This is a genomic window from Haloarcula terrestris, assembly GCF_031624315.1.
GTDB lineage: Archaea > Halobacteriota > Halobacteria > Halobacteriales > Haloarculaceae > Haloarcula > Haloarcula terrestris.
Genome location: NZ_JAMQOM010000001.1, coordinates 498,558 through 511,068, shown reverse-complemented (window position 1 = coordinate 511,068; position 12,511 = coordinate 498,558). Strand labels below are relative to the sequence as shown.

The window sequence follows — 12,511 nt, the reverse complement described above, 5'->3', positions numbered from 1 at the left end:
GAGACCGCCTTACCGTTCGACGGTAGTCGTCGAAATCGGCGTCCCGTCAGGGGAGCGAAGACGAACGCGAACGTCGCCGGCCACGACATCGAGTTCCGCATGTGCCGGCTGATAGCGCCGCGGGTCAGCGTAACTGCCGGGATTGACCAGCGTCCAGCCACCGAAGTCGGTCAGCGTGGGGTTGTGTGAGTGGCCGACGACGACGATGTCGGCGTTCTCCTGTCGGGCCAACATACCGAGCGCGGTTTCGGTGTGCTCGTGGCCGTGAACGATGACGATGGTGAGACCCTCCCAGGAGACGGTCGCAACGTCGGGGAGCCGGTCCTGGACCGCCGGCCTGTCGTTGTTCCCGACGACGCCGGTCAGCTTCGCACATTCGGCGTCGATAGCATCGAGGACCCCTTCAGTCATGAAATCGCCCGCGTGGAGAACGTGGTCAGCCTCGTGGACGGCGTCGAGCGTCCGCCCCGTCAGTCGATGGTCGTCAGTCCCGTGGGTGTCGGAGATGGCAGTGAGCATACCGCCAGTAGCGAGGCCAGGTATAAATCCAGAAGCATTTTGCGTCACGGTCGTGACGGAAAAAATAATGGCAGGGAGCAAATCAGTCGTCATGGCCGCACTGGTCGCCAACGGCGCGATTGCGATTCTGAAGTTCTTCGGCTTTCTTCTCACCGGGAGTGCAGCGATGTTGTCGGAGACGTACCACAGCATCTCTGACACCGGCAATCAGGTGTTTCTGCTCATCGGGATTCGGTTCAGCGAGCGCAAGCGTGACCGCCAGCATCCCTTTGGCTACGGCAAGGCGCAGTTCTTCTACAGTTTTCTCGTCTCCGTGTTCCTGTTCGGTATCGCCGGGTGGGAGAGCGCGAAACACGGGTACAGTCAGTTGACTTCGGGCGGCCACGGCGGCGGTGGACAGGCCGGTGAAGCGGTTGAGTTCCTATTCATCTCCTTCCAGCCGCCGACGTGGATGGACCCGCTATGGGTCAACTACACCGTCCTCCTCGGCGCGTTCGTCTTCGAGACATGGGCACTATACAAGGCCCGAGCCGAGATGAAACGCCAGATCGACCGGAACAACTGGTCGGGCTACCGCGAGGCGTTCCGCAAGACCAGCGACGTGACAACGCTGACCGCACTGACCGAGGACACCATCGCGCTCGCGGGTATCGTTATCGCGCTGGTCGGCCTGTTCCTCGAACAGCAGACCGGGAATCCGTTCTTCGACCGGATCTCCGCGCTGCTCATCGGGATTATGCTGATGGGGTTTGCCCTGGCGCTGGCGTGGGAGAACAAGCGCCTGCTGCTGGGCGAGAGCCTGCCGGCGGACGAGGAGCAGCGACTCCGTGATGTCGTCATGCAAAACGAGTACGTGACCGAGATCATCGGGTTCCGGACGGTGTATTTCGGCCCGAACGAGGTCCTCGTCTTCGCGGACCTGCAGTTCGACCCGGCGCTCGACACGGAGTCGCTGGACGACGAAATAACGGCCCTCGAAGCGGCGATGCAGGACACTAACGGCGACATCAGGAAGGTCTACGTCGAGCCGGAACTGTAGGGGTCGTTCTCCGCGAGCCACCACGGGATCGGCACGCGCTCTACGTCGGTCGAGACGGTCATCTCCAGGCTGAGGTCCTGGGCCTGGGGGCGCTTCTCGTCGTGTTCGACGTACCTGACGATTCCCTGCCGGTCGACATACAGGCGCGACGTGACGACGACAGATTCGTTGGCAGCGGCCGGCGTGGTGTCGGAAGTGGCAGTGGGGGCCAGCACCGCCACCGGGCGGCCGTTCCAGGTGAACGTACCGACCTGTCTGTACGTTCGGTTCGCAAGCAGCAGTTCGAGGACGGCCCGTCCCGACGGAGAGTCCGTAAGCGACGCGTTCCCCGTGATATTCGTCGTTGTGTAGGGCGTGTTGGGGTCGTCACGAACGTTGTGATACGCCGTCCCGTTCGAAACGACGGTGTCGTCGGTCAGCGGCCCGAACTGCTGTCGCACCCGGCGAACATCGGCGTCGCGGTCGACCCACACGTCCAGCGTGTTGTGTGGCCCGTCCCGGACGATACGGCGGTGGAAGCTCCGAGTCGCCAGCGCCCGTTCGTGGCGGTCGAGCAGCCGGTCAACGTCAACCGCCCCGTCGCTGGTCGGGACTGTCACCGTCGCGTCCGGCGAGCTGGTGGGAACCGGGGCCGGCGTCACCGGGTCGCCGTCGTCCACCGTCGGACCGGCCGGAAGAAAGCCGGTACACCCCGCGAGAAGCGCGATAGCGACGGTGAGCGTGACGCGCCACATGTGTTTCAGCAAGGGCGCGTGCCGCAAGTAGCTGTGGGGGCGAACCCTTTTGCCGGTGAACGGCCAAACCAGGCCTGTGGCGACGACCGACGACGGCTACATGCGGTTTTTCCCCTTCGAGGAGCCGTACGACCATCAGCGGGAGGCGATGGGCACCATCTACGACGCCCTCGACGAGGGCCAGGACGTGCTGTTCGAAGGAGCCTGCGGGACCGGCAAGACGCTCGCGTCGCTGGTCCCCGCACTGGAACACGCCCGCGAGACGGGCAAGACCGTCGTCATCACGACGAACGTCCACCAGCAGATGCGCCAGTTCGTCGAGGACGCCAGAGCGATCACTGACCAGGAGCGCCTGCGAGCGGTCGTCTTCCGAGGGAAAGGGTCGATGTGTCACATCGACGTGGACTACGAGGAATGCCAGGCGCTGCGGGACACGACCCGAGATCTGGTCGAAGTCGAGAGCGATATCGCGGAACTCGAACAGCGCGAGGGGGAACTCCTCTCGGACGGCCAGGCGGGCAGCAGCGAGGCGATGGAGGCCCGCAACGCCGTCGTCGAGGAACTCCGTGATCTGCAGGACGAGCGCGAAGATATCGAAACCGAGCGATCGACCTGCGACCACTACTACCGGAACCTCACCGTCGACACCAGCGAGTTCTACGCCTGGCTGTTCGACGACGTGCGGACGCCCGACGACGTGTACGAGTACGCCCACCAGCAGGGACTGTGTGGCTACGAACTGCTGAAAGAGGGGATGGACGGCGTCGACCTCGTCGTCTGTAACTACCACCACCTGCTCGACCCGACCATCCGCGAGCAGTTCTTCAACTGGATCGGCCGCGACCCCGAGGACATCATCGCCGTCTTCGACGAGGCCCACAACGTCGAGTCGGCCGCCCGCGACCACGCCCGGCGCACGCTCACCGAGAACACGCTCGATCAGGCCCTGGAGGAACTCGACGGCGAGGAGGACGCCCGGACCGACGCCGCGGCCAACGTCATCGAGACGTTCCGGGACGCACTCGTCGAGGCCTACGAGGACGCCTTCGAGTTCGGCGCACGCGCGGCCGTCGACGAGCACTGGGACGACATCACCATCGCCAACGACGACCGGAAAGACGACCTAACGCTTGCCTTCCTGCAGGGATACACCGGCCCCGGCTTCCACGAGGAACTGGACCGCGCACTGGAACTCGGCCGGGACCTTGACGCGCGTTATCAGGAGGCATTCAAAAAGGGGGAACTCGACACCAGAAAGGAGTGCCAGACCCTCCAAGCCGCCGGCTTCATCGCCGACTGGCTCGACGAATCCGACGACACCGGCCAGTACCCCGTGGTCAGCGTCCGCCGCGACGAATCGACGGACGAGGTGTACGGCCGCGCGGAACTGTACACCTGCATCCCCGAGGAGGTCACCCGCGACCTGTTCGAGGATCTGCACGCCGCGGTGTTGATGAGCGCCACGCTCCGACCGTTCGACGTGACCGAGAACGTGGTCGGGGTCGAGGACCCGGTGACGATGGCCTACGGCGCACAGTTCCCCGAGGAGCGCCGGCGGACCTACGCCGTCGACGGCCCCGCGCTGTTTTCGAGCGAGCGCGACGACCCACAGACCCAGCAGCGCATCGCCCGAACGCTTGAGGACATCGTGCGCTTCACGCCCGGGAACACGCTCGTGTTCTGTCCCTCCTACAGTGAGGCCGAGCGCTACCACGACATGACTGCCGTGAGCGCGACACGATACCTGGACGAGCCGGGCACGCAGGCCCGTGACCTCCGGGAGGCCTTTACCGACGGCGACGACGGCGTCCTCTACACCTCGCTGTGGGGGACGCTGGGCGAAGGCGTGAGCTACGACGGCGACGACGCCCGAACCGTCGTGGTCGTCGGGGTCCCCTACCCGCACCTCGACGACCGCATGGACGCCGTGCAGGACGCCTACGACGTGGCCTTCGGCGAGGACGAAGACGACGCCGGCTGGCGCTACGCCGTCGAAATTCCGACGGTCCGGAAAACGAGACAGGCGCTCGGTCGCGTGGTCCGCTCGCCGGACGATTTCGGCGCGCGCATCCTGCTTGACAAGCGCTACACCGAAGCCGCCGAGATGGAGATGCACGACTACGCCGTCCGCGGGACCTTCCCGCCAGAGGAACGCCGCGAGATGGTCGATATCGGTCCCGAGAAGCTCAAGTTCTCGCTGCTGAACTTCTATCAGGACATGGACGCCTACGATGGACCGCCGCCGAAGCCCTGAGTACGGGTTCGAGCGAAGCGAGAACCCTCTTTTCCCATGTTTTTGTGCAAGCGGTTGGCGAAGTGAGCCTTGCGAGCGAGGCAACCCGACGCACAAAAAAGTGGATGCCGACGCCTACGACGGGCCGCCACCGAAGCCCTGAGTGGCTGGAACCTACTTGTAACGGCGACCGACGGGAAACCGGATGTTTTGAAACCCTCCACGCGAAACTGGCGGGCAATGCTAGTCGCCTTCGACTTCGACGGGACGCTCTCCGACTCGGAGATGACGGTCCTGCTCGGGAACCAGAACGGGACGGCCGAAGACATGGCCGACATCACCGAGCGCGCGATGAACGACGAGATCGAGTACGCCGAGAGCCTCCGTCAGCGGTGTGCGCTGCTCGAAGACCTTCCCGACGAGAAGGCCCAGGCGGCCTTCGGCGAGGTCGCCCTGCGCCCCGGCGCGGCGCGGGTCATCGAGGCGCTACGGGACGCCGGCGTCTACGTCGCTATCCTCACGGGCGGGTTCGAGCGCGGCGTCGAGGCTGCACTCGAAGCGGAGGGGGTCGAGGTCGACGCCATCGTCGCCAATCGACTGCTCGTGGAGGACGGAAAGCTCACCGGCGAGGTCCGCGGCCCGCTCATCTCCGGGACGAAAGACGACGCGATGGAAGTCGTGACCGCCGTCACCGGTGAGGACCGGGAGACCACTGTTGCCGTCGGCGACGGGGCCAACGACCTCCCGATGCTCGAAGTCGCAAACCTCGCTATCGGCTTCGATCCGAAACCGGCCGTCGAACCGTCGTGTGACACAACGGTCGAGACGATGGACGAACTGTACGACCTGCTGGAAGCCGAACAAATCCTGTAGCGCGGTCTCTCTTTGTGACGCCTGTCTTTTCGACGCTATTTCGGTCGGCCTCGCTACGCTGGCGGGTAAAATCGAAAGCAGGGAGAAGCACGCTCCCCACGGATGCGAGCATTCGTTGTCGGACCAATGACAGAGTATGGTTGAGCGTGAACCGACGCGTGCTCGCTACCGGCGACGGTTCATTGAATACATCAACCGCTGTCGTAATAAACCTAGTGAACAGGTGAATTATTGCGCTAATTTGGTACGTCCGTCCACAGATAATCGGTAAAAGCCTGTGTCTTTGCTAATTAGTTGCGTGGCTGATAGCCTGATCGAGGTCGGCCTTGATGTCCTCGACAGATTCAGTCCCGACGGAGAGACGGACCATATCGTCGGTGACGCCGGCAGCGGCCTTTTCCTCGTCAGTGAGCTGTTGATGGGTGGTCGAGGCCGGATGGATGATGAGCGTCTTCGCGTCGCCGACGTTCGCCAGCAGGGAGGCGATTTCCGTCGATTCGACGGTCGTTCGGGCGGCGTCGTAGCCCGCATCGAGACCGAACGTTATCATGCCGCCGTAGCCGCCGTCGAGGTACTCGCTGGCGGTGTCGTGGGTCTCGTGGTCTTCGAGGCCGGGGTAGGTGACCCACGAGACCTCGGGGTGGTCGGCGAGGAACTCCGCGACGCCCATGGCGTTGTCGCAGTGGCGGTCCATCCGAGCGGGCAGCGTCTCCAGGCCCTGCATCGTCTGCCAGGCGTCGAAGGGCGATTGCTGACAGCCCAGGTCCCGGAGGCCGCGAGCGATAGCGGCGTAGGTGAAGGCCGCGTCGTCGAACCGCTCCCGGAAGTTGACGCCGTGGTACGCGGGGTTGTCGCCGGCGATCTCGGGATATTTGTCGGGGTGTTCCTCCCACGGGAACGAGCCGCCGTCGACGAGAATCCCGCCGACAGTGGTGCCGTGGCCGTGGATCCACTTGGTCGTGGAGTTCCAGACGAGGTCGGCCCCGTGCTCGATTGGGTTACAGAGGTACGGCGTCGCGAAGGTGTTGTCGACGAAGAAGGGGACGCCGTGGTCGTGAGCGATCTCGGCCAGGCGCTCGAAGTCGGGCGTCACCAGCGCCGGGTTACCGATTGTCTCACAGTGGACGTAGGCGGTGTTTTCGTCGATAGCGTCGGCGTAGGCGTCGTAGTCGAGCGTGTCGACAAAGCGGGTTTCGACGCCGTTGCGCGGTGCGGTGTGGGTGTAGTAGGTGTAGGTCCCGCCGTACAGCGACGACGCCGTGACGACGTTGTCCCCGACATCCGCGAGCAGGAACGTCGCGAGGTTCAGCGACGCCATGCCCGAGGCCGTGGCGACTGCGCCGACGCCGCCCTCCAGCGCCGCGAGTCGTTCCTGTAGCATGCCGACGGTCGGGTTCATCAGCCGCGAGTAGATGTGGCCCGGCTTCTCCAGCGCGAACTGCTGGGCCGCGTCCTCCGCATCCTCGAAGACGTAGGAGGTGGTCTGGTACAGCGGCGGTGCGCGCGAGCGGGTCTCGGCGTCCGGCTCTTCTTGTCCGACGTGCAGGGCGTCGGTTTCGAATCCACGGTCTGGGTCGTCACTCATACACCCCACTTGTACCGGATGGGGCTTAATGCCGACCCCACCGGTGAGGCCCGCCACTGCTACGAGATACCGGTGATTCTTCGGGCCGTTTCCAAACGGATTCGGGGCTGAAAGGCCGTACAGAGCCGCTATCGTGATTCTGGAGGAACATGTAGACGTGTGTTCGGGCCGGGAGCGAGTGGTGCGACAGTCGTCGCACCCGAAGCGACCCGGGGAAGGGCAGGCCTACCACTGCGGACGAGCTAACAAGCATACCGCTCGCCAACGGCGAGCGGTTTCACGCGAATCGCGGCGCGATTCGCGCCTTTTTCGCCCACGTTTTTGCGCCGAGCGGTGCGCGGAGCGCACCCGAGGCGGAAAAAGGTGGTTTAGGAGAACTTCCGGACCGTCATCTCCAGCGTATCCAGATCCAGAATCGGCGCAAAGCCGGCGTCCGGATCGATGTTGACGCTTTTCTGGAACTCGGTCTGGGCCTGCCAACACCCGGAGTTCAGCGCAACGACGTTGTGGTACTCGCCCCAGCCGAGCTTGTGGACGTGGCCGGTGTGGAACACGTCGGGGACCTCCTCCATGACCAGATAGTCGCGGTCCTCGGGAGCCAGGCGGGTGTGGCCGCCGTACTGGGGCGCGACGTGGCGCTTCTTCAGGAGCTGGTACATCGCCTTGTGAGGCTCCTCGTAGCTGGCCTCCTCGTCGGGGAGTTCGGCGATGACCTCGTCCAGCGAAACGCCGTGGTACATCAGCACTGTCACCCCTTCGACCGTCACGAGCGCGGGGTTGGAGTGGACCTGTGCGTCGTGGGCGGTCATGATGTCCCTGAGTTCCTCGTCGAAGCCCGGCTGGGGTTCGGCCAGCCGAACGGCGTCGTGGTTGCCCGGGATCATCCGGATCTCCATGTCGCCCGGCACTTCTTTGAGGTACTCCGAGAACGCGCGGTACTGGTCGTAGATGTCGATGATGTCCAGTTCCTCGTCCTGTTCGGGGTAGATACCGACGCCCTCGACCATGTCACCGGCGATGAGCAGGTATTCGACGTTCTCGGCCTCTGGCGTGTGGAGCCAGTCGGTGAAGCGATGCCAGGCGTCCTCCATGAACTCCTGACTGCCGACGTGAACGTCGGAGATGAGCGCCGCCTGGACGTGCCGGTCGGCGGTCGAGGGGCTGTGCGTTCGGGGTACGTCCGGGAAGTACAGCGAGTCCACGAACAGGATGCCGGCGTCGTCGGCCAGCGTCCCCTCGACGGCGATGACCTCGTCCATGAGCAACTGCTGGACCAGATCGGCGATGGGGCGGTCTTTCATCACGAGACAGGGGAAGGTCCCGTTCGTGTCTTCGAGTTCGACCAGCCAGTGGCCGCTGGCGGTCGAGCGGATGTCCGAGACCATCCCGATCAGCGCCGCGTCGCTCCCGCCGCCCATGTTCTCGATGGCGTCAGTCGGCCGGTGGTTCACTCGGCCGCGCAGTTTGCTCGCCAGTTTCTCGTATCGGTCCCGGAACACCGAGACGAAGTCCGAGTACTCGCCGGTCCCGGTGGACTGGCCGGTCATGTCGTTCGCGACTTCGATGGCCCGGAGGGATGTGTCCACGTCACGTGACCCCCCCGTTTCGGGTGGAGCTGCCGCACCCGGGTTCGTCGACGTATCGGCATTTGCTCCAGTTGAAACGGAGGGGTGTGGGTCGTTCGGAGCGCCGGCGGTTTCGTCCCCATGGCTCGGTTCTGAGGTCGGCGAGCTATCGGTGGTTTCTGTAGCTTCGATCACAGAATCGACGTGGTCCGTCGTCAGTTTCAGCGCCTCGTCGGGGAGGGTTTCGAGTGCGCGTTCAAGCGTCGTCGCCGGATCGGCCGTGTCGGCGATTCGAGTCACCGCCTCGCGCTCCGCGTTGTAGCCGCGACTGGCGAGTTCGCTGACGATGCGTGCCGGCGTCTCCAGAGGCACGTTCCACACTCCGTGTCTGTGGGCAAAAGGATAGCGGACCGACAGCCGTCACAAGATTGATACGCCGCTGCCGGCAATCCGAGATAGGATGGGCCGGGACGAATCGACCGACAAGACGCCTCCAGAGGGGACAGACGCGTTTGTTGGGGCGGATCGCAGGTCTCGCCTCGGCCTGTACCTCCGCGAGATGGGAACAAGCGTCGGAGCGGTCATACTGGTCGGCGCGTTCCTGTTTGCCGTCAGCGGGGTGTGGCCCCCGCTCGTCGCTATCGAAAGCGGGAGCATGGAGCCACACATCGACACCGGCGACATGGTGTTTCTCATGGACGCGGAGCGATTCCCGGGGCAGGACGCTCGCCACGGCATCGTGACGGCGGCCGCCGGCACCGAGACGGGATATCGGACGTTCCAGCAACACGGGGATGTCATCGTTTTCGAACCGAACGGCAACGAGGAGCGAACGCCGGTCATCCACCGCGCGATGCTGTGGGTCGATGCCGGCGAGAACTGGTACGACCGAGCGAACCGGGCGTACGTCGGCGGCGCGGACAGTTGCGACGAGCTTCGGAACTGCCCGGCACCACATGCCGGATTCATCACAAAGGGCGACAACGAGGTTTCTAACGGCAAGTACGATCAGGTGAGCGGGACGAGTACCGTCGTCCGTCCACAGTGGGTCGTCGGAACCGGCGTCTTCAGGGTCCCGCGCCTCGGCTACGTTCGGGTGCAGCCATCCCCGATATGGGCAGTATCGGCCTCAGATTGGATACCGTCCGAGCCGGTCGGGCCAGTGTCGGTGTCGATGCCAGCGTTCGAACCGACAACACCGTCGGCAGCCTGACCCAACCGGGACACAGCGTTCGGTCTGACAACAGAAAGTTGATTGGTCGCCTCCGAGTATTCGTGATACGAATGGCCGGGCCAGACCGTCGGTCGTCGGACGAGGACGAGAAACCGGGAGGCATTGTGTACGTGACCGATATCGTTAGCAGCGCCGGTTCCGTCCTGCTCGTCGGGATGTTGCTGTTCGCCATCAGCGGCGTCTGGCCCCCGCTCGTCGCTATCGAAAGCCCCAGCATGGACCCCCACATCAAGGAAGGGGACCTGGTGTTCGTGATGGAAGAAGACCGGTTCTCGGGACCGGGTGACCACCACGGCGTCGTCACGGCAGCCGATGGCGACAGCTACCGGAAATTCCAGCAGCCGGGCGATGTCATCGTGTACAAACCGGACGGAAACAGCCGACAGACACCGATTATCCACCGTGCGATGCTGTGGGTCGAAGCGGACGAGAACTGGTACAACCGGGCAAACGAGAACTACATCGGGAGCGCGAACAACTGCGAGCAGCTCGCGTCCTGTCCGGCCGACCAAGCCGGCTTCATCACCAAGGGCGACAACAACGGTCGCTACGATCAGGTCGGTGCCAGCCCCATCAGCGACCCGGTCAAGCCCGGCTGGGTCGTCGGGACCGCCGAGCTACGCGTTCCGCTGCTGGGCCAGGTTCGGCTCCAGTGGAACCGGGCCGGAGCGACGGCACCGGCGACGAACAAGACGGGACCGACAGTGATGAACGAGACAGCATCGGTGACAAACGAAACGAGGACAAGAGCCACGAACACGACGATAGCTGGCTAGGTTCTACTACGAACTGGGAGAGGGGACTGTTTCACTTGGAACAGCGTGGCCTATCGAGCGAAGTTCGACCAGAGAGAACCCACGGGTCAGTTGTCGAACCGGGCCTGGACGAACGGCTGGACATCGTCGATATCGCCGAGTCTCGAATCCGACAGGAGCACCGCCTCGGTCTCCTCGGTCGGAACCGACAGGGAGATCTCTTTCGTGCGCCCGTAGCGGCCCTTCGAGACGACGACGGCGTTGACGATACCGAGCATGTCCAGTTCCGAGATGAGGTCGGTGACGCGGCGCTGGGTCAGAATGTCGGCGTCGATCTCCTCACAGAGGTTCTTGTAGATGTTGAACACCTCGCCGGTGTTGATGTTGTGGACGCCGTTCTTCTCTAAGAGGATGATGGCGAAGAGGACGATCTTCGACTGCGTGGGAAGGGTCCGGACCACCTCGACGACGCGGTCGAGTTCGATCTTCTCCTGGGCCTGTCGGACGTGGTCTTCGAGGACGTTGTCCGTCTGGTCCCGCTCGGCGAGTTCGCCGGCCGTTCGGAGGAGGTCCAGCGCCCGGCGGGCATCCCCGTGTTCCTGTGCGGCGAAAGCCGCACACAGCGGGATGACATCTTCGGTGAGCGCATCGCCTTTGAACGCCACGTCCGAGCGGGCCTGGAGGATGTCCCGGAGTTGGTTCGCGTCGTACGGCGGGAAGACGATCTCCTCCTCGCCGAGACTTGACTTGACACGGGGGTCCAGAAAGTCGGTGAACTTCAGGTCGTTCGAGATACCCATGATCGAAACGCGGGAGTTCTCCAGTTCGGAGTTCATCCGGGAGAGGTTATACAGGGTGTCGTCGCCGCTTTTCTCGACGAGCTTGTCGATCTCGTCGAGCATGATGACGACCACGCGCTCGTGGTAGTCGACAGCGTCGAAGAAGGAACTGTAAACCCGGTCCGTCGGCCAGCCCGTCATCGGGACTTCCTCGAACTCCGCCTTGTCCGCTTCCAGCGATTCGATTTCGGTTTCGATATCCTCGATGGAATCGAAGGCCGTCTCTTCAAGTGCAATGTTCTCGCGTGCGCGCGACAGAACGTCTTCGAGTTCATTGATACGGTCGTCGATGAGATTGACGTTCTTGTCGATGAACTTGTTCGCGAGCTGGGCCAGCACGCGGTACTGGGTGTCGGTCACCTCGCAGTTGATATACTCGACCTCGCAAGGGACCTCGTACTTCTGTGAGGTCGTTTCGAGTTCCTCGCTGACGAACTTGGCGGACGCGGTTTTCCCCGTTCCAGTTTTCCCGTAGATGAGGATGTTCGACGGCGTGTCACCGCGCAAGGCAGTGACGAGAATCGTCGCCATATTGTTGATCTGCTCCTCACGGTGGGGGAGTTTGTGCGGCGTATACGAGGGGCGAAGCACCTCCTTGTTCTCGAAGATCGGCTCTCCTTCGAGGAGGTCATCGAACAGGCCGCGGGACGCCTCGTCGGACGGGTTGTCCGAGCCGGTATCGAGATTATCGAGGATGACATCGTCAAGGTCAGACGACCCGGATGCAGTTCCCGCGTCCGTTCCGACATCAAGCTGCCCGTCGGACCCGTCCGTTGCGTTCGATGTCTCTGTCGTCGACGGGTCGGATTCCGGGGGCGAGTTGTCGCTTTCGTCAGTCATAGTCGAGAGGGTCCCCTTCGTTTCGTGTGGAGCGAGTCGGACATACCGGAACAGAGAGAGCGAGGAGTGCGTTAGTGCCGTTGTTAGTGAGCATCGACGCTCTCCGGTGCGTCCAGTTGAACCACATGAACCGTACCGTGAATCGATATTAAATATTTCGGTCCACCACCCATGAAAGATATATGTAACTGTATTGATTGGTTGTTGCATATGGACTCTCGTTACCGCACTGAGTCCTATAGTTTCAGTCCACGGGGACAACACGTGCGTGTCCACGAGACAAGAATGTGGATAG

10 protein-coding genes are annotated in these 12,511 nt (G+C 63.3%); 5 read left to right on the top strand and 5 right to left on the bottom strand.

Annotation, left to right across the window (positions count from 1 at the left end; genetic code table 11):
• Nucleotides 1–9 precede the first annotated feature (9 nt).
• Nucleotides 10–519, bottom strand: coding sequence for a metallophosphoesterase (locus NDI54_RS02730; RefSeq protein WP_310894944.1), 510 nt, complete (start codon nucleotides 517–519; stop codon nucleotides 10–12).
• Between the two features lie 67 nt (nucleotides 520–586).
• Between NDI54_RS02730 and NDI54_RS02725 the strand changes: the two genes are divergently transcribed.
• A complete protein-coding gene (locus NDI54_RS02725) occupies nucleotides 587–1,558 on the top strand; it encodes a cation diffusion facilitator family transporter (protein ID WP_310894943.1) in 972 nt (323 codons plus the stop codon).
• Here NDI54_RS02725 and NDI54_RS02720 read toward each other — a convergent pair.
• On the bottom strand, nucleotides 1,537–2,292 hold the full coding sequence (locus NDI54_RS02720; RefSeq protein ID WP_310894942.1) for a hypothetical protein: 756 nt from the start codon (nucleotides 2,290–2,292) through the stop codon (nucleotides 1,537–1,539). The two genes, NDI54_RS02725 and NDI54_RS02720, sit on opposite strands and share 22 nt — an antisense overlap.
• Before the next feature lie 76 nt (nucleotides 2,293–2,368).
• Here NDI54_RS02720 and NDI54_RS02715 point away from each other — a divergent pair, with 76 nt between their 5' ends.
• Both NDI54_RS02715 and serB read left to right on the top strand, forming a co-directional pair.
• The gene (locus tag NDI54_RS02715; protein ID WP_310894941.1) at nucleotides 2,369–4,546 is read left to right on the top strand and encodes an ATP-dependent DNA helicase; all 2,178 of its coding nucleotides are present in this window, start codon (nucleotides 2,369–2,371) and stop codon (nucleotides 4,544–4,546) included.
• A 219-nt stretch (nucleotides 4,547–4,765) separates the two neighbouring features.
• Nucleotides 4,766–5,398: a phosphoserine phosphatase SerB gene (serB, locus tag NDI54_RS02710; protein ID WP_310894940.1), complete on the top strand. Its 633-nt coding sequence runs from the start codon at nucleotides 4,766–4,768 to the stop codon at nucleotides 5,396–5,398.
• A gap of 286 nt (nucleotides 5,399–5,684) precedes the next feature.
• Here the strand turns inward: serB and NDI54_RS02705 are convergent, their stop codons facing one another.
• Together NDI54_RS02705 and NDI54_RS02700 are read right to left on the bottom strand one after the other, a co-directional pair.
• Nucleotides 5,685–6,983 carry an O-acetylhomoserine aminocarboxypropyltransferase/cysteine synthase family protein gene (locus NDI54_RS02705; protein ID WP_310894939.1) on the bottom strand — a complete coding sequence of 433 codons (1,299 nt, stop codon included), beginning with the start codon at nucleotides 6,981–6,983 and terminating at the stop codon, nucleotides 5,685–5,687.
• Between the two features lie 368 nt (nucleotides 6,984–7,351).
• Nucleotides 7,352–8,920 carry a DNA-directed DNA polymerase II small subunit gene (locus tag NDI54_RS02700; protein WP_310894938.1) on the bottom strand — a complete coding sequence of 523 codons (1,569 nt, stop codon included), beginning with the start codon at nucleotides 8,918–8,920 and terminating at the stop codon, nucleotides 7,352–7,354.
• A gap of 88 nt (nucleotides 8,921–9,008) precedes the next feature.
• On the opposite strand from NDI54_RS02700, the gene NDI54_RS02695 reads away from it, so the two are divergent.
• Nucleotides 9,009–9,761, top strand: a complete 753-nt coding sequence (locus tag NDI54_RS02695) for a S26 family signal peptidase (protein ID WP_310894937.1) — start codon at nucleotides 9,009–9,011, stop codon at nucleotides 9,759–9,761.
• 122 nt (nucleotides 9,762–9,883) lie between these two features.
• Nucleotides 9,884–10,558, top strand: coding sequence for a S26 family signal peptidase (locus tag NDI54_RS02690; RefSeq protein WP_310895142.1), 675 nt, complete (start codon nucleotides 9,884–9,886; stop codon nucleotides 10,556–10,558).
• A gap of 86 nt (nucleotides 10,559–10,644) precedes the next feature.
• On the opposite strand, the gene NDI54_RS02685 is transcribed toward NDI54_RS02690, so the two are convergent.
• Complete coding sequence (locus NDI54_RS02685; RefSeq protein WP_310894936.1) at nucleotides 10,645–12,216, bottom strand: Cdc6/Cdc18 family protein; 1,572 nt, start codon at nucleotides 12,214–12,216, stop codon at nucleotides 10,645–10,647.
• Nucleotides 12,217–12,511: the final 295 nt, after the last annotated feature.

Bases quoted from the DNA above. Each gene is read 5' to 3' on its own strand.
- NDI54_RS02705 (WP_310894939.1), bottom strand. From the start codon at position 6,983: ATGAGTGACGACCCAGACCGTGGATTCGAAACCGACGCCCTGCACGTC.
- NDI54_RS02695 (WP_310894937.1), top strand. From the start codon at position 9,009: ATGGGCCGGGACGAATCGACCGACAAGACGCCTCCAGAGGGGACAGAC.
- NDI54_RS02685 (WP_310894936.1), bottom strand. From the start codon at position 12,216: ATGACTGACGAAAGCGACAACTCGCCCCCGGAATCCGACCCGTCGACG.
- NDI54_RS02720 (WP_310894942.1), bottom strand. From the start codon at position 2,292: ATGTGGCGCGTCACGCTCACCGTCGCTATCGCGCTTCTCGCGGGGTGT.
- NDI54_RS02730 (WP_310894944.1), bottom strand. From the start codon at position 519: ATGCTCACTGCCATCTCCGACACCCACGGGACTGACGACCATCGACTG.
- NDI54_RS02725 (WP_310894943.1), top strand. From the start codon at position 587: ATGGCAGGGAGCAAATCAGTCGTCATGGCCGCACTGGTCGCCAACGGC.
- serB (WP_310894940.1), top strand. From the start codon at position 4,766: ATGCTAGTCGCCTTCGACTTCGACGGGACGCTCTCCGACTCGGAGATG.